Consider the following 17,501-nt stretch of genomic DNA (forward strand, 5'->3'; position numbering starts at 1 on the left):
TCACCAATTGAATCACGGGAGTAAAGACAGATGAGCATGCAAGATCCGATCGCGGATATGCTGACCCGTATCCGTAACGGTCAGGCCGCGAACAAAGCTGCGGTCACCATGCCTTCCTCCAAGCTGAAAGTGGCAATTGCCAACGTGCTGAAGGAAGAAGGTTTTATTGAAGATTTTAAAGTTGAAGGCGACACCAAGCCGGAACTGGAACTGACTCTTAAGTATTTCCAGGGTAAAGCTGTTGTAGAAAGCATTCAGCGTGTCAGCCGCCCAGGTCTGCGCATCTACAAACGTAAAGATGAGCTGCCGAAAGTTATGGCCGGCATGGGTATCGCAGTTGTTTCTACCTCTAAAGGTGTTATGACTGATCGTGCAGCGCGCCAAGCTGGTCTTGGTGGCGAAATTATCTGCTACGTAGCCTAATCGGAGGAAAAAATGTCTCGTGTTGCTAAAGCACCGGTCGTTGTTCCTGCCGGCGTTGATGTAAAAATCAACGGTCAGGTTATTACGATCAAAGGTAAAAACGGCGAGCTGACTCGTACTCTCAACGATGCTGTTGAAGTTAATCATGCAGATAATGCACTGACCTTCGGTCCGCGTGATGGTTACGCAGACGGTTGGGCTCAGGCTGGTACCGCGCGTGCCCTGCTGAACTCAATGGTTATCGGTGTTACCGAAGGCTTCACTAAGAAGCTGCAGCTGGTTGGTGTAGGTTATCGTGCAGCGGTCAAAGGGAATGTAGTAAACCTGTCTCTGGGTTTCTCTCACCCTGTTGATCATGAGCTGCCGGCAGGGATTACTGCAGAATGTCCGACTCAAACTGAAATCGTGCTGAAAGGCGCTGATAAGCAGGTGATCGGTCAGGTTGCAGCAGATCTGCGCGCCTACCGTCGTCCTGAGCCTTATAAAGGCAAGGGTGTTCGTTACGCCGACGAAGTCGTGCGTACCAAAGAGGCTAAGAAGAAGTAAGGTAACACTATGGATAAGAAATCTGCTCGTATCCGTCGTGCGACCCGCGCACGCCGCAAGCTCAAAGAGCTGGGCGCAACTCGCCTGGTGGTACATCGTACCCCGCGTCATATTTACGCACAGGTAATTGCACCGAACGGTTCTGAAGTTCTGGTAGCTGCTTCTACTGTAGAAAAAGCTATCGCTGAACAACTGAAGTACACCGGTAACAAAGACGCTGCTGCAGCTGTGGGTAAAGCTGTTGCCGAACGCGCTCTGGAAAAAGGCATCAAAGATGTTTCCTTTGACCGTTCCGGGTTCCAATATCATGGTCGTGTCCAGGCACTGGCAGATGCTGCCCGTGAAGCTGGCCTTCAGTTCTAAGGTAGAGGTGTAAGATGGCTCACATCGAAAAACAAGCTGGCGAACTGCAGGAAAAGCTGATCGCGGTAAACCGCGTATCTAAAACCGTTAAAGGTGGTCGTATTTTCTCCTTCACAGCTCTGACTGTTGTTGGTGATGGTAATGGCCGCGTTGGTTTTGGTTACGGTAAAGCACGCGAAGTTCCGGCAGCGATCCAGAAAGCGATGGAAAAAGCCCGTCGCAATATGATTAACGTCGCGCTGAACCACGGCACCCTGCAGCACCCGGTTAAGGGTACTCACACGGGTTCTCGTGTATTCATGCAGCCGGCTTCCGAAGGTACCGGTATTATCGCCGGTGGTGCAATGCGCGCCGTCCTGGAAGTCGCTGGAGTTCGTAACGTTCTGGCTAAAGCGTATGGTTCCACCAACCCGATTAACGTGGTTCGTGCAACTATCGATGGCCTGGAAAATATGAAATCTCCGGAAATGGTCGCTGCCAAGCGTGGTAAATCCGTTGAAGAAATTCTGGGGAAATAAACCATGGCAAAGACTATTAAAATTACTCAAACCCGCAGTGCAATCGGTCGTCTGCCGAAACACAAGGCAACGCTGCTTGGCCTGGGTCTGCGTCGTATTGGTCACACCGTAGAACGCGAGGATACTCCTGCTGTTCGTGGTATGGTCAACGCGGTTTCCTTCATGGTTAAAGTTGAGGAGTAAGAGATGCGTTTAAATACTCTGTCTCCGGCCGAAGGCTCCAAAAAGGCGGGCAAACGCCTGGGTCGTGGTATCGGTTCTGGCCTCGGTAAAACCGGTGGTCGTGGTCACAAAGGTCAGAAGTCTCGTTCTGGCGGTGGCGTACGTCGCGGTTTCGAGGGTGGTCAGATGCCTCTGTACCGTCGTCTGCCGAAATTCGGCTTCACTTCTCGTAAAGCAGCGATTACAGCCGAAGTTCGTCTGTCTGACCTGGCTAAAGTAGAAGGCGGCGTTGTAGACCTGAACACGCTGAAAGCGGCTAACATTATCGGTATCCAGATCGAGTTCGCGAAAGTGATCCTGGCTGGTGAAGTTTCTACTCCGGTAACTGTTCGTGGCCTGCGTGTTACTAAAGGCGCTCGTGCTGCTATCGAAGCTGCTGGCGGTAAAATCGAGGAATAAGTAGCAGATGGCTAAACAACCGGGATTAGATTTTCAAAGTGCCAAAGGTGGCTTAGGCGAGCTGAAACGCAGACTGCTGTTTGTAATCGGCGCGCTGATTGTGTTCCGTATTGGCTCTTTCATTCCGATCCCTGGTATTGATGCCGCTGTACTTGCCAAACTGCTTGAGCAACAGCGAGGCACCATCATTGAAATGTTCAACATGTTCTCTGGTGGTGCTCTCAGCCGTGCTTCTATCTTTGCTCTGGGTATCATGCCGTATATTTCGGCATCCATTATTATCCAGCTGCTGACGGTGGTTCACCCAACGTTGGCAGAAATCAAGAAAGAAGGGGAGTCTGGTCGTCGTAAGATCAGCCAGTACACCCGCTACGGTACTCTGGTGCTGGCAATATTCCAGTCGATCGGTATTGCTACCGGTCTGCCGAATATGCCTGGTATGCAGGGCCTGGTAATGAATCCAGGCTTTGCATTCTATTTCACCGCTGTTGTGAGTCTGGTTACAGGGACCATGTTCCTGATGTGGCTCGGCGAACAGATTACTGAGCGTGGTATCGGCAACGGTATCTCGATCATTATCTTCGCTGGTATTGTTGCGGGACTCCCGCCAGCCATTGCCCATACTATCGAGCAAGCGCGTCAAGGCGACCTGCACTTCCTCGTGTTGCTGTTGGTTGCAGTATTAGTATTTGCAGTGACGTTCTTTGTTGTATTTGTTGAGCGTGGTCAACGCCGCATTGTGGTAAACTACGCAAAACGTCAGCAAGGTCGTCGTGTCTATGCTGCACAGAGCACACATTTACCGCTGAAAGTGAATATGGCGGGGGTCATCCCGGCAATCTTCGCTTCCAGTATCATTCTGTTCCCAGCAACCATCGCGTCATGGTTCGGGGGCGGAACCGGTTGGAACTGGCTGACAACAATTTCGCTGTATTTGCAGCCTGGGCAACCGCTTTATGTGTTACTCTATGCGTCTGCAATCATCTTCTTCTGTTTCTTCTACACGGCGTTGGTTTTCAACCCGCGTGAAACAGCAGATAACCTGAAGAAGTCCGGTGCATTTGTACCAGGAATTCGTCCGGGAGAGCAAACGGCGAAGTATATCGATAAAGTAATGACCCGCCTGACCCTGGTTGGTGCGCTCTACATTACCTTTATCTGCCTGATCCCGGAGTTCATGCGTGATGCAATGAAAGTACCGTTCTACTTCGGTGGGACCTCACTGCTTATCGTTGTTGTCGTGATTATGGACTTTATGGCTCAAGTGCAAACTCTGATGATGTCAAGTCAGTACGAGTCTGCATTGAAGAAGGCGAACCTGAAAGGCTACGGCCGATAATTGGTCGCCCGAGAAGTTACGGAGAGTAAAAATGAAAGTTCGTGCTTCCGTCAAGAAATTATGCCGTAACTGCAAAATCGTTAAGCGTGATGGTGTCATCCGTGTGATTTGCAGTGCCGAGCCGAAGCATAAACAGCGCCAAGGCTGATTTATTCGCATATTTTTCTTGCAAAGTTGGGTTGAGCTGGCTAGATTAGCCAGCCAATCTTTTGTATGTCTGTGCGTTTCCATTTGAGTATCCTGAAAACGGGCTTTTCAGCATGGTGCGTACATATTAAATAGTAGGAGTGCATAGTGGCCCGTATAGCAGGCATTAACATTCCTGATCAAAAACATGCTGTGATCGCATTAACTTCGATCTACGGCGTCGGCAAGACCCGTTCCAAGGCCATTTTGGCTGCAGCGGGTATCGCTGAAGATGTTAAGATCAGTGAGCTGTCTGAAGAACAAATCGACACGCTGCGTGACGAAGTTGCCAAATTTGTCGTTGAAGGTGATCTGCGCCGTGAAGTTAGCATGAGCATCAAGCGCCTTATGGACCTTGGTTGCTATCGCGGTTTGCGTCATCGTCGTGGTCTCCCGGTTCGCGGTCAGCGTACCAAGACCAACGCACGTACCCGTAAGGGTCCGCGCAAACCGATCAAGAAATAATCGGGGTGATTGAATAATGGCAAAGGCACCAATTCGTGCACGTAAACGTGTAAGAAAACAAGTCTCTGACGGCGTGGCTCATATCCATGCTTCTTTCAACAACACCATCGTGACTATCACTGATCGTCAGGGTAACGCGCTGGGTTGGGCAACAGCCGGTGGTTCCGGTTTCCGTGGTTCTCGCAAATCCACTCCGTTTGCAGCTCAGGTTGCAGCAGAGCGTTGCGCTGACGCCGTAAAAGAATACGGCATCAAGAATCTGGAAGTTATGGTCAAAGGACCGGGTCCAGGTCGCGAATCTACTATTCGTGCACTGAACGCCGCTGGTTTCCGCATCACTAATATTACTGATGTGACTCCGATCCCTCATAACGGTTGTCGTCCGCCGAAAAAACGCCGCGTATAACGCTGTCGTTTCCAGGTTTGTTGGAGAAAGAAAATGGCAAGATATTTGGGTCCTAAGCTCAAGCTGAGCCGTCGTGAGGGCACCGACTTATTCCTTAAGTCTGGCGTTCGCGCGATCGATACCAAGTGTAAAATTGAACAAGCTCCTGGCCAGCACGGTGCGCGTAAACCGCGTCTGTCTGACTATGGTGTGCAGTTGCGTGAAAAGCAAAAAGTTCGCCGTATCTACGGTGTGCTGGAGCGTCAGTTCCGTAACTACTACAAAGAAGCAGCACGTCTGAAAGGCAACACCGGTGAAAACCTGTTGGCTCTGCTGGAAGGTCGTCTGGACAACGTTGTATACCGTATGGGCTTCGGCGCCACTCGTGCAGAAGCACGTCAGCTGGTAAGCCATAAAGCAATTATGGTAAACGGTCGTGTTGTTAACATCGCTTCTTATCAGGTTAGTCCGAATGACGTTGTTAGCATTCGTGAGAAAGCGAAGAAGCAGTCTCGCGTGAAAGCCGCTCTGGAGCTGGCTGAGCAGCGTGAAAAGCCAACCTGGCTGGAAGTTGATGCTGGCAAGATGGAAGGTACGTTTAAGCGTAAGCCTGAGCGTTCTGATCTGTCTGCGGACATTAACGAACACCTGATCGTCGAGCTTTACTCCAAGTAAAGCTTAGTACCAAAGAGAGGACACAATGCAGGGTTCTGTGACAGAGTTTCTAAAACCGCGCCTGGTAGATATCGAGCAAGTGAGTTCGACGCACGCCAAGGTGACCCTTGAGCCTTTAGAGCGTGGCTTTGGCCATACTCTGGGTAACGCACTGCGCCGTATTCTGCTCTCATCGATGCCGGGTTGCGCGGTGACCGAGGTTGAGATTGATGGTGTACTACATGAGTACAGCACCAAAGAAGGCGTTCAGGAAGATATCCTGGAAATCCTGCTCAACCTGAAAGGGCTGGCGGTGAGAGTTCAGGGTAAAGATGAAGTTATTCTTACCTTGAATAAATCTGGCATTGGCCCTGTGACTGCAGCCGATATCACCCATGATGGGGATGTCGAAATCGTCAAGCCGCAGCACGTGATCTGCCACCTGACCGATGAGAACGCGTCTATTAGCATGCGTATCAAAGTTCAGCGCGGTCGTGGTTATGTGCCGGCTTCTACCCGAATTCATTCGGAAGAAGATGAGCGCCCAATCGGCCGTCTGCTGGTCGACGCATGCTACAGCCCTGTAGAGCGTATTGCCTACAATGTTGAAGCAGCGCGTGTAGAACAGCGTACCGACCTGGACAAGCTGGTCATCGAAATGGAAACCAACGGCACAATCGATCCTGAAGAGGCGATTCGTCGTGCGGCAACCATTCTGGCTGAACAACTGGAAGCTTTTGTTGACTTACGTGATGTACGTCAGCCGGAAGTGAAAGAAGAGAAACCAGAATTCGATCCGATCCTGCTGCGCCCTGTTGACGATCTGGAATTGACTGTCCGCTCTGCTAACTGCCTTAAAGCAGAAGCTATCCACTATATCGGTGATCTGGTACAGCGTACTGAGGTTGAGCTTCTTAAGACGCCTAACCTTGGTAAAAAATCTCTTACTGAGATTAAAGACGTGCTGGCTTCCCGTGGACTGTCTCTGGGCATGCGCCTGGAAAACTGGCCACCGGCAAGCATCGCTGACGAGTAACCGGATCACAGGTTAAGGTTTTACTGAGAAGGATAAGGTCATGCGCCATCGTAAGAGTGGTCGTCAACTGAACCGCAACAGCAGCCATCGCCAGGCAATGTTCCGCAACATGGCAGGTTCACTGGTTCGTCATGAAATCATCAAGACGACCCTGCCTAAAGCGAAAGAGCTGCGCCGCGTAGTTGAGCCGCTGATTACTCTTGCCAAGACTGATAGCGTAGCTAATCGTCGTCTGGCATTCGCCCGCACTCGTGATAACGAGATCGTGGCAAAACTGTTTAACGAGCTGGGCCCGCGTTTCGCGAGCCGCGCCGGTGGTTACACTCGCATTCTGAAGTGTGGCTTCCGTGCAGGCGACAACGCGCCGATGGCATACATCGAGCTGGTTGATCGCTCTGAGTCGAAAGCAGAAGCTGCTGCAGAGTAATCTGTAGTAACGTAAGAAAACCCGCCCCGGCGGGTTTTTTTATATCCGTTGTATCCCCACTTGCCTACAATATCTGTACTCTTTTTGTTCATCCCCTGGAGTGTTGTATGTGGTTACTTGACCAGTGGGCAGAGCGCCATATTGTCGATGCACAATCCAAAGGCGAGTTTGATAACCTTCCTGGTAGCGGTAAAGCGCTTATTCTTGACGATGACTCGCATGTCCCAGACGATCTTCGTGTTGGTTATCGCTTATTAAAAAATGCAGGATGCCTGCCTCCTGAACTGGAACAACGCAGAGAGGCCATCCAGTTACTTGATATACTCAAAGGTATCAGGCAGGACGACCCGCAGTATCAGGAGATCAGCCGACGTCTGTCATTGCTCGAGTTAAAACTGAGACAGGCTGGTTTGAGTACTGAGTTTTTACGCGGAGAATATGCGGATAAACTGATGCATAAAATCAACGATCAATAACGGAGTTCTTATGTACCGCATTGGTGAACTGGCAAAGCTGGCGGAAGTGACCCCTGATACCATCCGCTATTATGAAAAGCAGCAAATGATGGAGCATTTTGTGCGCACCGAAGGAGGATTTCGGCTTTATACCGAAAGCGATCTCCAGCGGCTTAAATTTATTCGTTATGCGCGCCAACTTGGTTTTACGCTTGAGTCGATCCGCGAGCTCCTTTCGATCCGTGTTGATCCGGAACATCACACATGTCAGGAATCAAAGGGGATTGTGCAGGAGCGACTGAAAGAAGTGGAAGCCAGAATAGCAGAACTGCAAACTATGCAGCGTTCATTGCAAAGACTCAATGATGCCTGCTGTGGCAAGGCGCACAGTAGCGTGTATTGTTCGATTCTGGAGGCCCTTGAACAGGGAGCCAGCGGAGTAAAAACGGGATGTTGATTTATTGAACGGGGGCGCTTACACTCGCGCCGTAAAACAGATAACTGGAGAAATTATGAGTCGTTATCAGCACACGAAAGGGCAGATAAAGGACAATGCTATTGAGGCATTACTGCATGACCCTTTGTTCAGGCAGCGCGTAGAAAAAAATAAAAAAGGGAAAGGAAGTTATTTGCGAAAGGGCAAGCATGGTAATCGGGGTAACTGGGAGGCCAGTGGCAAGAGCGTGAATTACTTTCTTACCACTGGCCTTCTGCTTTCAGCGACGTGTTAAGAACGCGTATTTTGTTCTTTCAGCAGGTCGCGAATTTCGGTAAGCAACACTTCTTCTTTTGTCGGTGCAGGTGCCGCAGCCGGTTCTTCTTTCTTACTACGATTGAGGTTATTGATCAGTTTGATCGCCATAAAGATGGCAAACGCAACAATAACAAAATCAAAGATGTTCTGGATAAACACACCATAATGCATGACGACCGCTGGGATATCTCCCTGTGCAGCACGCAGTGTGACAGCAAATTGTTTAAAGTCGATCCCACCAATTAATAATCCCAGAGGGGGCATGATGATATCGGCAACCAGTGATGAAACAATTTTACCGAATGCCGCACCAATAATGACACCCACTGCCAAATCCACAACATTCCCGCGCATCGCGAATTCGCGAAACTCTTTAATTATGCTCATTTTATTCTCCCTAAGCAGACTGACGAGTCTAAGTTTAACAAATGTTAAGGTATTTTCCATTTAAGGATATTCTCTTTAGGAAAATAAATTAAACCTTGATAAATAAAGGGAATTAAAAAAGGCACCGAAATGGTGCCCTTTTTTAATTACAGGAAGAACGGACTTGGCTGGAATAAACGTTCAACGTCGGTAATAAACTTTTTGTCTGTCAGGAACATAATGACATGATCGCCCTGTTCAATACGCAGGTTATCGTTGGCGATCATGACATCATTCCCTCTGACAACCGCACCAATGATCGTTCCCGGTGGCAGTTTTATTTCATCGATCACGCGACCCACGACGCGGGAAGTCGTCTCATCACCGTGTGCCACAGCCTCTATGGCCTCCGCAACGCCACGGCGCAATGAAGAAACCCCGACAATGTCAGCTTTACGTACGTGACTGAGAAGTGCGGATATTGTTGCCTGCTGCGGTGAAATCGCAATATCAATCACGCTGCCCTGAACAAGGTCGACATAAGCACGGCGCTGAATCAGCACCATCACCTTTTTAGCCCCCATTCGTTTGGCGAGCATCGCCGACATAATATTGGCTTCATCATCGTTGGTGACTGCGATGAATAGATCGACTTGATCGATATGTTCTTCCGCCAACAATTCCTGATCCGACGCATCGCCAAAGAAGACGATCGTATTCTGTAGTTTCTCGGCAAGCTCGGCTGCACGTTGCTGATTACGTTCAATCAACTTCACGCTGTAATCTTTTTCCAGACGGCGCGCAAGTCCTGCGCCGATATTACCGCCACCAACCAGCATGATGCGCTTGTAGGGTTTTTCCAGGCGTTGCAATTCACTCATCACCGCACGAATGTGCTGAGACGCAGCGATAAAGAAGACTTCGTCACCCGCTTCGACAATCGTGGATCCTTGCGGACGAATCGGTCTGTCATGACGAAAAATTGCCGCAACACGGGTATCAATATGCGGCATATGTTCGCGCATTGTGGATAACGCGTTTCCAATCAGTGGGCCGCCATAATACGCTTTTACCACTGCCAGGCTGACTTTGCCTTCCGCGAAATTGACCACTTGTAATGCGCCAGGATATTCAATCAATCGATAGATATTATCAATGACTAATTGTTCTGGAGCGATGAGATGATCGATAGGAACCGCTTCGGAATGGAACAGCTTATCCGCATCGCGGACATAATCTGGCGAGCGAATTCGTGCAATACGATTCGGAGTGTTGAAGAGAGAATAGGCGACCTGACAGGCGACCATATTGGTTTCATCGGAACTGGTAACGGCGACGAGCATGTCTGCATCATCAGCTCCCGCTTCACGCAGCACACGAGGATGGGAACCGTGTCCTTGCACAACGCGAAGATCGAATTTGTCCTGCAAAGTACGCAAGCGCTCACCGTTGGTATCGACCACCGTGATATCGTTGTTCTCTCCGACCAGGTTTTCAGCCAGCGTACCGCCAACCTGCCCTGCGCCCAGAATGATAATTTTCATCAGTCGCGACCCGTTATCTCATCACTTTTTGATTAGCTTAGCGTAAAAGAAGCCATCACCTTCTTCCAATCCTGGCAGATTTTGCAGCCCAGGATTCTCAGGTGTACCTGTCTCCTGTAATGCAGCGTTTGGAGTGCGCTGCAGGAAGGCTTTAATCTGCTGACTGTTTTCTTCCGGCAGAATGGAACAGGTAGCGTAAACCAGCGTACCGCCAGGCTTCAGGTGTGGCCATACAGCATCAAGAATTTCAGCCTGCAACTGAGCAAGTTCAGCAATATCACGGTCACGACGCAGCCACTTGATGTCCGGATGGCGACGAATAACGCCAGTGGCCGAACAGGGGGCATCCAGCAGAATTCGATCAAACTGCTGCTCGCCGCACCATTGTGCCGGATAACGCCCATCACCTTGCTTAACGGCTGCCTTCATGCCGAGGCGTTTCAGGTTGTCGTAAACGCGTGATAAGCGTTTTTCATCAACGTCGACTGCCGTTACATTAGCATCAGGGGCAACTTCCAGAATATGTGTCGTTTTACCACCAGGAGCGCAGCATAAATCGAGGATCTGCTCACCGTTTTGCGGTAGCAGATAGCCGACGCAACCTTGGGCAGAGGCATCCTGAACGGTAACCCAACCTTGCTCGAAACCAGGCAAAGCCAGTACTGACGTAGGGGGCTCCAGACGCACGGCATCCGGGTAATCCGGGTGTGGGAAGCCGGTCAGGCCGGCGTCAGCCAACAGATCAAGCCATGCATCGCGGGTATGGTGATTGCGGTTAACGCGTAACCACATTGGCGGTCGTTGGTTATTGGCTTCAAGGATACTTTCCCACTGCTGTGGATAGGCATTCTTAATGCGCTTTACTAACCAGGACGGATGTAAGAAACGAAGTTCGCTTTGTGCAAATTCGGTTAATAGTTCTTCCTGGCGGCGCTGGAATTGGCGTAGTACGCCGTTTATCAGCCCTTTCAACTGTGGGCGTTTGATAACGACTGCACCTTCCACAGTCTCAGCAAGCGCAGCATGAGGAGGAATACGGGTATGCAATAGTTGGTAGAAGCCGACCATAATCAAATAATGGACCGTGCGCTGCTTGCCCGTCATCGGGCGCTCCATCAGTTGTTTGATCATCCACTCCAACTGGGAAAGCGTGCGCAATACGCCAAAGCAGAGTTCCTGCAACAGTGCTTTATCTTTATCGGTGACTTTCTGCTGCATGGCGGGCAGAACATTGCTTAACGACTGCCCCTTTTCGACAACCTGTTCGACGGCTTGGGCCGCCATACTGCGTAAATTAAGATTTTTTTTCATAACCGCAAAAATAAAAATGCCCGGTTACACCGGGCGTATTGAGATGTGACCGTCAGGCCAGACGGTTGCCAGGAATAAACCATTCCCGACGTGAATTTAGTAGATCCTGGGCACTCATCGCCTTTTTCCCTGCGGGTTGCAATGAGAGCAGGTTCAGAATGCCGTTGCCCGTCGCGACCTGGATACCTTGTTTGGTGGCTTCAAGGATGGTGCCGGGTTCTGCTTGCGTGGCGGTCTCAATGACTGATGCCTGCCAGACTTTCACGGGCTGACCCTCTATTTCCAGCCAGCTCATCGGCCAGGGGTTAAAGGCGCGAATGCAACGTTCTAACTGTGCGGCAGAGAGAGACCAGTCTATGCGGGCCTCTTCTTTGCTGAGCTTCTCTGCATGGGTAACCAGAGCGTCGTTTTGCACTTCAGGCTTTGCGGTACCCGCTGCGAGTTGCTTGAGTGTATCGATCAGCCCCTGCGGCCCCAGGTTTGCCAGTTTGTCATACAGCGTGCCGCTGGTATCTTCTGCTGTGATCGGGCATGCAAGCTTATAAAGCATGTCGCCAGTATCCAGGCCGACATCCATTTGCATAATGGTTACACCCGTTTCGCTATCTCCTGCCCACAGCGAACGCTGAATAGGTGCGGCGCCTCGCCAACGAGGGAGAAGGGAGCCGTGAACGTTGATGCAGCCAAGACGTGGCATGTCCAGTACTGCTTTTGGCAGAATCAAGCCATAAGCCACTACGACCATCACATCAGCCTTCAAGTCGGCAACCTGTTGCTGGTTTTCGTGCGGGCGTAAAGATACAGGCTGAAAAACCGGTAACCCTTTCTCTTCGGCCAGTACTTTCACTGGGCTGGGCATCAGTTTTTTGCCGCGTCCTGCCGGGCGGTCAGGTTGGGTAAACACACCAACGACGTTATGTCCTGAAGACAACAGCGCGTCGAGATGACGCGCTGCAAAGTCAGGTGTTCCCGCAAAAATGATACGTAGTGAGTCTGACACGTTGATTCTTGTCCTTAAGCTCGGGCGTTCAGGCGGTCGAGTTTTTCAACTTTCTGACGAATGCGTTGTTGTTTCAGCGGCGACAGGTAATCAATAAAAAGTTTACCGACCAGATGATCCATTTCGTGCTGAATACAAATCGCCAGCAGGCCATCAGCTTCCAGTTCAAATGGTTTACCATCGCGATCGAGGGCGCGAATTTTTACTTTCTCTGCGCGTGGCACTAACGCACGCTGCTCTGGAATAGAGAGACAGCCTTCCTCAATGCCAGTTTCACCGTATTTTTCCAGCAACTCTGGATTGATGAGTACCAGACGTTCATCGCGGTTCTCGGACACATCAATCACGATAATCCGTTGATGAATATCGACCTGCGTTGCCGCCAGGCCAATACCTTCTTCTGCGTACATCGTCTCGAACATATCATCGACGATACGCTGAATTTCTGCATTCACTTCTTCTACCGGTTTTGCGACTTTGCGAAGACGCTCGTCCGGAATATGTAACACTTGCAAAACTGACATAGTTATCCAGAGTTGTGTTCAGGAGTTGGAAAGATTATTACCTCTATTCTAGACAAAACCCCTGCTGATTGACAGCATCACTGACCAATCGCAAAGATTGCCAGGACCGCTTGTGACAGGGGGAGAAGGATGACCCATATCGAAGTTTGGCTACGCCTAATGCGTGTCAGTGAGATGTACGGCGACGCAATGGTACGTACGGCCAATGTTCTCATTAATCAGACCCATATTGATCCTGCATTGTTACACAGTGCAGGATTCTCAATCCGTCAGGCTGAACGCTTTTTAACGCTCCCACAAAAGGAACTGGACATTGCGTTGGACTGGTTAGCGCAGCCTCATCACTATTTCATTACGGCGGAGAGTAAGCATTATCCTCAACAGCTTCGTGCGATTGAGGACTACCCCGGCGCGCTCTTTGTGGCTGGGGATCCTGAATGCCTTTCCTCCCCCCAGCTTGCCGTTGTGGGGAGCCGCTCGCACTCCTGGTATGGCGAACGATGGGGGCGCATATTCTGTGAAAGGCTTGCCGCGGTAGGGATAACGGTGACCAGCGGACTGGCACTCGGTATCGATGGCGTCGCACATAAAGCCGCGTTAAGTGTAAATGGGAAAAGCGTTGCTGTATTGGGTAACGGTCTGTTGACTATACATCCGCGTCGGCATGCCCAGCTCGCAGAAAACATCGTCGGTATGGGAGGAGCTTTGATCTCTGAGTTTCCGCTGGCGACACCTCCGTTAGCGCATCATTTCCCCCGGCGAAACCGCATTATTAGTGGTCTCAGTAAAGGCGTTTTGGTGATTGAGGCGGCTCTGCGCAGCGGGTCTTTGGTTACCGCACGTTGTGCGATGGAGCAAGGGCGAGAGGTCTTTGCTTTACCAGGGCCGATAGGTAGCCCGGGGAGTGAAGGTCCCCATTGGCTGATAAAGCAGGGGGCCACACTGGTGACAGCGCCAGAGGATATACTCGAAAATTTGCAATACGGGTTACATTGGTTGCCAGATGAGCCTGAAAATACACTTTATTCACCAGATCACGAAGCGGTGGCATTGCCATTTCCTGAGCTCCTGGCTAACGTAGGAGATGAGGCAACACCTGTTGACGTCGTCGCTGAACGTGCCGGCCAACCTGTGCCAGTGGTAGTGGCTCAACTACTCGAACTGGAGTTAGCAGGATGGATCGCAGCTGTACCCGGCGGCTATGTCCGATTGAGGAGGGCAAGCCATGTTCGACGTACTAATGTATTTGTTTGAGACATACATCCATAACGAAGCTGAATTGCGTGTGGATCAGGACAAACTGGAACGGGATCTTACCGACGCTGGTTTTGATCGTGAAGACATCTACAACGCGTTATTGTGGCTGGAAAAGCTTGCTGACTATCAGGAAGGCCTCGCTGAACCCATGCAACTCGCCTCAGATCCGCTCTCTGTACGTATTTATACTGCTGAAGAGTGCGATCGCCTGGATGCCAGTTGCCGGGGATTCTTGTTATTCCTGGAGCAGATACAGGTGCTAAACCTCGAGACACGGGAAATGGTCATTGAACGTGTGCTCGCACTGGATACTGCAGAATTCGACCTGGAAGATCTAAAGTGGGTGATCCTGATGGTTCTGTTCAACATTCCAGGTTGTGAAAATGCATATCAACAAATGGAAGAATTACTCTTTGAAGTGAATGAAGGTATGCTGCATTAAACGATCTTTATTCAGCATGAGTTGTTATGGCTAAATCAGCACTGTTCACGGTGCGTAAAAATGAGCCCTGCCCGCAATGCGGGGCCGAACTTGTTATTCGTTCCGGGAAACACGGTCCGTTTCTCGGCTGCTCGCAATATCCGGAATGTGATTATGTCCGTCCTCTGAAATCGTCAGCGGACGGACATATTGTCAAAGTTCTGGAGGGTAAATTTTGTCCTGCATGCGGCGCTGAACTTGTGTTGCGGCAGGGGCGGTTCGGTATGTTTATTGGTTGCAGCGATTATCCCGCGTGTGGGCATACCGAAATTATCGATAAACCTGATGAAACCGCGATTACCTGCCCTCAGTGTCGGACGGGTCATCTGGTCCAGCGCCGTTCACGTTATGGCAAAACCTTTCACTCCTGCGATCGCTATCCTGAGTGTCAGTTTGTCATCAACTTCAAACCGATAGCGGAAGAGTGTCCTGAGTGCCACTACCCTCTACTCATCGAAAAGAAAACCGCGCAGGGTGTGAAACACGTCTGTGCCAGTAAACAATGTGGAAAGCCGTTACCGGCGGATATTAAAAGTGAATAAAAACCTGCCATCAGACGTTATCGCTGCCGCGATAGAGGTACTGAGTAAAGAAAATGTCATCGCCTATCCAACAGAAGCCGTCTTCGGTGTGGGGTGTGATCCTGATAGCGAAGTGGCCGTTAATCGCCTGTTGGCCTTAAAACAGCGCCCGGTCGATAAAGGGTTAATTTTGATCGCGGCCAGTTTTGAGCAGCTTAAACCGTATATTGACGATAGTATGCTGACCAATGCCCAGCGTGATGCCGTGTTTGCGCGTTGGCCTGGTCCGGTGACTTTTGTTTTCCCCGCGCCGGCGACAACGCCTCGCTGGTTGACGGGACGCTTTGATTCACTGGCCGTGCGCGTCACCGACCATCCGCTCGTGGTTGCATTGTGCCAGGCTTATGGTAAGCCGTTAGTTTCTACCAGCGCCAACCTGAGTGGATTGCCGCCATGCCGTACTGTTGAAGAAGTACGGGAGCAGTTCGGGGCAGACTTCCCTGTTGTTGAAGGCGAAACGGGAGGTCGTTTGAATCCATCTGAAATTCGTGATGCCCTGACGGGTGAATTGTTTCGACAGGGGTAAGATGATGGAAACCTATGCCGTTTTTGGTAATCCGATCGCACACAGTAAGTCGCCGTTCATTCATCAGCATTTTGCACAGCAACTGCAAATTGAACACCCATATGGGCGTGTATTAGCGCCGATCAATGATTTTATCGGTACGCTTAATACCTTCTTTGCTGAAGGGGGAAAAGGGGCGAATGTTACCGTTCCTTTTAAAGAAGACGCGTTCGCGCGAGCAGATGAATTGACGGAGCGCGCGGCTCTTGCCGGGGCCGTCAACACGCTCAAAAAGCTTGAGGATGGTCGCATACTGGGTGATAACACTGACGGTATTGGTCTGTTAAGCGATCTTGAACGCTTATCCTTCATTCGGCCGGGTGCGCGCGTCCTGCTCATTGGTGCGGGCGGCGCTTCCCGTGGCGTATTGTTGCCACTGATTTCCATGGATTGCGCAGTGACTATCGTGAACCGAACGGCTTCGCGTGCGGAAGAACTGGCGCAAATTTTTGCGCATACGGGGAGTGTTCAGTCTCTGAGAATGGATGCGCTGGCGGGTCATGAGTTCGATCTGATCATTAACGCAACGTCCAGTGGGATCAGTGGTGATATTCCTGCTATTCCCGCATCACTTATTCATCCTTCCGTTTATTGCTACGACATGTTCTACCAGAAAGGGAATACACCGTTCCTTACCTGGTGTATAGAGAAGGGAGCCAGATCTTACGCAGATGGTCTGGGTATGCTGGTGGGGCAGGCGGCGCACGCTGTTTTGCTTTGGCACGGTACATTACCAGACGTTGAGCCAGTGATTAAATTGCTGCAACAGGAGTTGTCTGCATGAATCAGGCCATCCAGTTCCCTGACAGAGAAGAGTGGAACGCAGATATCGACGCTGTCAGCTTTCCTGCGCTGGTAAATGGTATGCAACTCATGTGTGCGATTAAAGGAGAGAAGCTGGCGCATCGTTTTGGCGGCGATACTCCTGAGCAGTGGCTGGCTGCTTTTTGTGATCATCGCTGGGATCTGGAAGAAGAAGCAGAAGCACTGATCCAGTCCCAGCAAGAAGACGATCACGGTTGGGTCTGGTTGTCCTGACTGAGATATTCGTCTTTCCACTTCACATAGTTATTCGCGGAGTATTGCAGACCCGCCCTCTCCGCGTCGCTCAGTGGGCGGATTTGTTTCACCGGGCTTCCCAGATACAGATATCCACTCTCAAGACGTTTGTTTTGCGGCACGAGACTACCTGCCCCGATCATGACGTCATCTTCTATTACTGCGCCATCCAACAGAATGGATCCCATTCCGACTAAGACGCGGTTACCAATAATGCAGCCGTGTAGCATGACCTTGTGTCCGACGGTCACATCTTCACCCACGATCAAGGGATTACCTTGTGGGTTGGACGTCGATTTATGGGTGACATGCAGTACGCTGCCATCCTGAATATTCGTACGGGCACCGACCTCGACGTAATTCACGTCTCCGCGAATAGCAACGAGCGGCCAAATACCGACATCATCCGCCAGCCGAACATCGCCAATGACGACACTGCTGGCATCGATCATCACGCGTTTTCCGATCTGCGGGAAAAGATCCTTATAAGGACGTAGTACGTCAGACATATTTACCTCAACAAAATAGAACCGTAATGAAGACTTTGGTTGGATTATTGGCTCTGTGCAAGCGATTTGAGTATCAAAAAACAGGCGAATTGAGCAGGAATGGAACGAAAGGGGTGAAAAAGCAGCAAACAG

Annotated in this window: 28 protein-coding genes; 22 read left to right on the forward strand and 6 right to left on the reverse strand. The window is 50.6% G+C overall.

Annotated elements, in window-relative coordinates:
- Positions 1-30 precede the first annotated feature (30 nt).
- From rpsH to P2W74_RS01945, 16 genes are all read left to right on the forward strand, one after another.
- Positions 31-423 (forward strand): 30S ribosomal protein S8, encoded by a 393-nt coding sequence (gene rpsH, locus P2W74_RS01870; RefSeq protein WP_003031127.1) that lies wholly within the window; start codon positions 31-33, stop codon positions 421-423.
- A 12-nt stretch (positions 424-435) separates the two neighbouring features.
- Entirely contained in the window at positions 436-969 is a 534-nt protein-coding gene (gene rplF, locus P2W74_RS01875; RefSeq protein WP_162383475.1) for a 50S ribosomal protein L6, read from the forward strand.
- A 9-nt stretch (positions 970-978) separates the two neighbouring features.
- A complete protein-coding gene (gene rplR, locus P2W74_RS01880; RefSeq protein WP_000358956.1) occupies positions 979-1,332 on the forward strand; it encodes a 50S ribosomal protein L18 in 354 nt (117 codons plus the stop codon).
- A gap of 14 nt (positions 1,333-1,346) precedes the next feature.
- Positions 1,347-1,850 (forward strand): 30S ribosomal protein S5, encoded by a 504-nt coding sequence (gene rpsE, locus P2W74_RS01885; protein ID WP_003031131.1) that lies wholly within the window; start codon positions 1,347-1,349, stop codon positions 1,848-1,850.
- Positions 1,851-1,853: 3 nt separating this feature from the next.
- A complete protein-coding gene (rpmD, locus tag P2W74_RS01890; protein ID WP_001140434.1) occupies positions 1,854-2,033 on the forward strand; it encodes a 50S ribosomal protein L30 in 180 nt (59 codons plus the stop codon).
- 3 nt (positions 2,034-2,036) lie between these two features.
- Positions 2,037-2,471, forward strand: coding sequence for a 50S ribosomal protein L15 (rplO, locus tag P2W74_RS01895; RefSeq protein WP_162383474.1), 435 nt, complete (start codon positions 2,037-2,039; stop codon positions 2,469-2,471).
- A 7-nt stretch (positions 2,472-2,478) separates the two neighbouring features.
- On the forward strand, positions 2,479-3,810 hold the full coding sequence (gene secY, locus P2W74_RS01900) for a preprotein translocase subunit SecY (RefSeq protein WP_001118864.1): 1,332 nt from the start codon (positions 2,479-2,481) through the stop codon (positions 3,808-3,810).
- Between the two features lie 31 nt (positions 3,811-3,841).
- Entirely contained in the window at positions 3,842-3,958 is a 117-nt protein-coding gene (gene rpmJ, locus P2W74_RS01905; protein WP_000868187.1) for a 50S ribosomal protein L36, read from the forward strand.
- Between the two features lie 146 nt (positions 3,959-4,104).
- Positions 4,105-4,461, forward strand: a complete 357-nt coding sequence (rpsM, locus tag P2W74_RS01910; RefSeq protein WP_003031135.1) for a 30S ribosomal protein S13 — start codon at positions 4,105-4,107, stop codon at positions 4,459-4,461.
- Between the two features lie 16 nt (positions 4,462-4,477).
- A complete protein-coding gene (rpsK, locus tag P2W74_RS01915) occupies positions 4,478-4,867 on the forward strand; it encodes a 30S ribosomal protein S11 (protein ID WP_001029684.1) in 390 nt (129 codons plus the stop codon).
- 33 nt (positions 4,868-4,900) lie between these two features.
- The gene (gene rpsD, locus P2W74_RS01920; protein WP_000135224.1) at positions 4,901-5,521 is read left to right on the forward strand and encodes a 30S ribosomal protein S4; all 621 of its coding nucleotides are present in this window, start codon (positions 4,901-4,903) and stop codon (positions 5,519-5,521) included.
- A 25-nt stretch (positions 5,522-5,546) separates the two neighbouring features.
- Positions 5,547-6,536 (forward strand): DNA-directed RNA polymerase subunit alpha, encoded by a 990-nt coding sequence (locus P2W74_RS01925; protein WP_001162094.1) that lies wholly within the window; start codon positions 5,547-5,549, stop codon positions 6,534-6,536.
- 40 nt (positions 6,537-6,576) lie between these two features.
- Positions 6,577-6,963 carry a 50S ribosomal protein L17 gene (gene rplQ, locus P2W74_RS01930; RefSeq protein WP_001216372.1) on the forward strand — a complete coding sequence of 129 codons (387 nt, stop codon included), beginning with the start codon at positions 6,577-6,579 and terminating at the stop codon, positions 6,961-6,963.
- Between the two features lie 107 nt (positions 6,964-7,070).
- Positions 7,071-7,439, forward strand: coding sequence for a DnaJ family domain-containing protein (locus P2W74_RS01935; protein ID WP_276293685.1), 369 nt, complete (start codon positions 7,071-7,073; stop codon positions 7,437-7,439).
- A 10-nt stretch (positions 7,440-7,449) separates the two neighbouring features.
- On the forward strand, positions 7,450-7,875 hold the full coding sequence (gene zntR, locus P2W74_RS01940) for a Zn(2+)-responsive transcriptional regulator (RefSeq protein ID WP_276293686.1): 426 nt from the start codon (positions 7,450-7,452) through the stop codon (positions 7,873-7,875).
- Between the two features lie 55 nt (positions 7,876-7,930).
- The gene (locus P2W74_RS01945; RefSeq protein WP_276293687.1) at positions 7,931-8,149 is read left to right on the forward strand and encodes an alternative ribosome-rescue factor A; all 219 of its coding nucleotides are present in this window, start codon (positions 7,931-7,933) and stop codon (positions 8,147-8,149) included.
- On the opposite strand, the gene mscL is transcribed toward P2W74_RS01945, so the two are convergent.
- From mscL to def, 5 genes are all read right to left on the reverse strand, one after another.
- Positions 8,146-8,559: a large-conductance mechanosensitive channel protein MscL gene (gene mscL, locus P2W74_RS01950; RefSeq protein ID WP_276295284.1), complete on the reverse strand. Its 414-nt coding sequence runs from the start codon at positions 8,557-8,559 to the stop codon at positions 8,146-8,148. The genes P2W74_RS01945 and mscL overlap by 4 nt on opposite strands.
- 146 nt (positions 8,560-8,705) lie before the next feature.
- Positions 8,706-10,082 carry a Trk system potassium transporter TrkA gene (trkA, locus tag P2W74_RS01955; RefSeq protein ID WP_276293688.1) on the reverse strand — a complete coding sequence of 459 codons (1,377 nt, stop codon included), beginning with the start codon at positions 10,080-10,082 and terminating at the stop codon, positions 8,706-8,708.
- A gap of 21 nt (positions 10,083-10,103) precedes the next feature.
- Entirely contained in the window at positions 10,104-11,393 is a 1,290-nt protein-coding gene (rsmB, locus tag P2W74_RS01960) for a 16S rRNA (cytosine(967)-C(5))-methyltransferase RsmB (RefSeq protein ID WP_276293689.1), read from the reverse strand.
- A gap of 52 nt (positions 11,394-11,445) precedes the next feature.
- Positions 11,446-12,393: a methionyl-tRNA formyltransferase gene (gene fmt, locus P2W74_RS01965; RefSeq protein WP_276293690.1), complete on the reverse strand. Its 948-nt coding sequence runs from the start codon at positions 12,391-12,393 to the stop codon at positions 11,446-11,448.
- 14 nt (positions 12,394-12,407) lie between these two features.
- Positions 12,408-12,917 (reverse strand): peptide deformylase, encoded by a 510-nt coding sequence (def, locus tag P2W74_RS01970; RefSeq protein WP_192610782.1) that lies wholly within the window; start codon positions 12,915-12,917, stop codon positions 12,408-12,410.
- 129 nt (positions 12,918-13,046) lie between these two features.
- On the opposite strand from def, the gene dprA reads away from it, so the two are divergent.
- The 6 genes from dprA to P2W74_RS02000 are packed head-to-tail and all read left to right on the forward strand — an operon-like array spanning position 13,047 to position 16,839.
- A complete protein-coding gene (gene dprA, locus P2W74_RS01975; RefSeq protein WP_276293691.1) occupies positions 13,047-14,171 on the forward strand; it encodes a DNA-protecting protein DprA in 1,125 nt (374 codons plus the stop codon).
- Positions 14,143-14,616: a DUF494 family protein Smg gene (gene smg / locus P2W74_RS01980; RefSeq protein WP_192610784.1), complete on the forward strand. Its 474-nt coding sequence runs from the start codon at positions 14,143-14,145 to the stop codon at positions 14,614-14,616. The genes dprA and smg overlap by 29 nt, the downstream gene beginning before the upstream one ends.
- A 26-nt stretch (positions 14,617-14,642) precedes the next feature.
- Positions 14,643-15,197, forward strand: coding sequence for a DNA topoisomerase family protein (locus P2W74_RS01985; protein ID WP_276293692.1), 555 nt, complete (start codon positions 14,643-14,645; stop codon positions 15,195-15,197).
- Positions 15,190-15,762, forward strand: a complete 573-nt coding sequence (tsaC, locus tag P2W74_RS01990) for an L-threonylcarbamoyladenylate synthase type 1 TsaC (RefSeq protein ID WP_276293693.1) — start codon at positions 15,190-15,192, stop codon at positions 15,760-15,762. The genes P2W74_RS01985 and tsaC overlap by 8 nt, the downstream gene beginning before the upstream one ends.
- Positions 15,763-15,766: 4 nt before the next feature.
- Positions 15,767-16,585, forward strand: a complete 819-nt coding sequence (gene aroE, locus P2W74_RS01995; protein ID WP_276295285.1) for a shikimate dehydrogenase — start codon at positions 15,767-15,769, stop codon at positions 16,583-16,585.
- Complete coding sequence (locus tag P2W74_RS02000) at positions 16,582-16,839, forward strand: DUF1488 family protein (protein WP_276293694.1); 258 nt, start codon at positions 16,582-16,584, stop codon at positions 16,837-16,839. Before aroE ends, P2W74_RS02000 begins: the two co-directional genes overlap by 4 nt.
- On the opposite strand, the gene P2W74_RS02005 is transcribed toward P2W74_RS02000, so the two are convergent.
- Positions 16,815-17,369 (reverse strand): gamma carbonic anhydrase family protein, encoded by a 555-nt coding sequence (locus tag P2W74_RS02005; protein ID WP_276293695.1) that lies wholly within the window; start codon positions 17,367-17,369, stop codon positions 16,815-16,817. The two genes, P2W74_RS02000 and P2W74_RS02005, sit on opposite strands and share 25 nt — an antisense overlap.
- Between the last annotated feature and the right edge of the window lie 132 nt (positions 17,370-17,501).

It is taken from the genome of Citrobacter enshiensis (assembly GCF_029338175.1).
GTDB classification, from domain to species: Bacteria; Pseudomonadota; Gammaproteobacteria; order Enterobacterales; family Enterobacteriaceae; genus Citrobacter_D; species Citrobacter_D enshiensis.

Excerpts from the sequence above, each read along its gene's own strand:
- rpsH (WP_003031127.1), top strand. The coding sequence starts at position 31 with ATGAGCATGCAAGATCCGATCGCGGATATGCTGACCCGTATCCGTAAC.
- rplF (WP_162383475.1), top strand. The coding sequence starts at position 436 with ATGTCTCGTGTTGCTAAAGCACCGGTCGTTGTTCCTGCCGGCGTTGAT.
- rplR (WP_000358956.1), top strand. The coding sequence starts at position 979 with ATGGATAAGAAATCTGCTCGTATCCGTCGTGCGACCCGCGCACGCCGC.
- rpsE (WP_003031131.1), top strand. The coding sequence starts at position 1,347 with ATGGCTCACATCGAAAAACAAGCTGGCGAACTGCAGGAAAAGCTGATC.
- rpmD (WP_001140434.1), top strand. The coding sequence starts at position 1,854 with ATGGCAAAGACTATTAAAATTACTCAAACCCGCAGTGCAATCGGTCGT.
- rplO (WP_162383474.1), top strand. The coding sequence starts at position 2,037 with ATGCGTTTAAATACTCTGTCTCCGGCCGAAGGCTCCAAAAAGGCGGGC.
- secY (WP_001118864.1), top strand. The coding sequence starts at position 2,479 with ATGGCTAAACAACCGGGATTAGATTTTCAAAGTGCCAAAGGTGGCTTA.
- rpmJ (WP_000868187.1), top strand. The coding sequence starts at position 3,842 with ATGAAAGTTCGTGCTTCCGTCAAGAAATTATGCCGTAACTGCAAAATC.
- rpsK (WP_001029684.1), top strand. The coding sequence starts at position 4,478 with ATGGCAAAGGCACCAATTCGTGCACGTAAACGTGTAAGAAAACAAGTC.
- rpsD (WP_000135224.1), top strand. The coding sequence starts at position 4,901 with ATGGCAAGATATTTGGGTCCTAAGCTCAAGCTGAGCCGTCGTGAGGGC.
- P2W74_RS01925 (WP_001162094.1), top strand. The coding sequence starts at position 5,547 with ATGCAGGGTTCTGTGACAGAGTTTCTAAAACCGCGCCTGGTAGATATC.
- rplQ (WP_001216372.1), top strand. The coding sequence starts at position 6,577 with ATGCGCCATCGTAAGAGTGGTCGTCAACTGAACCGCAACAGCAGCCAT.
- P2W74_RS01935 (WP_276293685.1), top strand. The coding sequence starts at position 7,071 with ATGTGGTTACTTGACCAGTGGGCAGAGCGCCATATTGTCGATGCACAA.
- zntR (WP_276293686.1), top strand. The coding sequence starts at position 7,450 with ATGTACCGCATTGGTGAACTGGCAAAGCTGGCGGAAGTGACCCCTGAT.
- P2W74_RS01945 (WP_276293687.1), top strand. The coding sequence starts at position 7,931 with ATGAGTCGTTATCAGCACACGAAAGGGCAGATAAAGGACAATGCTATT.
- mscL (WP_276295284.1), bottom strand. The coding sequence starts at position 8,559 with ATGAGCATAATTAAAGAGTTTCGCGAATTCGCGATGCGCGGGAATGTT.
- trkA (WP_276293688.1), bottom strand. The coding sequence starts at position 10,082 with ATGAAAATTATCATTCTGGGCGCAGGGCAGGTTGGCGGTACGCTGGCT.
- rsmB (WP_276293689.1), bottom strand. The coding sequence starts at position 11,393 with ATGAAAAAAAATCTTAATTTACGCAGTATGGCGGCCCAAGCCGTCGAA.
- def (WP_192610782.1), bottom strand. The coding sequence starts at position 12,917 with ATGTCAGTTTTGCAAGTGTTACATATTCCGGACGAGCGTCTTCGCAAA.
- dprA (WP_276293691.1), top strand. The coding sequence starts at position 13,047 with ATGACCCATATCGAAGTTTGGCTACGCCTAATGCGTGTCAGTGAGATG.
- smg (WP_192610784.1), top strand. The coding sequence starts at position 14,143 with ATGTTCGACGTACTAATGTATTTGTTTGAGACATACATCCATAACGAA.
- P2W74_RS01985 (WP_276293692.1), top strand. The coding sequence starts at position 14,643 with ATGGCTAAATCAGCACTGTTCACGGTGCGTAAAAATGAGCCCTGCCCG.
- aroE (WP_276295285.1), top strand. The coding sequence starts at position 15,767 with ATGGAAACCTATGCCGTTTTTGGTAATCCGATCGCACACAGTAAGTCG.
- P2W74_RS02000 (WP_276293694.1), top strand. The coding sequence starts at position 16,582 with ATGAATCAGGCCATCCAGTTCCCTGACAGAGAAGAGTGGAACGCAGAT.
- P2W74_RS02005 (WP_276293695.1), bottom strand. The coding sequence starts at position 17,369 with ATGTCTGACGTACTACGTCCTTATAAGGATCTTTTCCCGCAGATCGGA.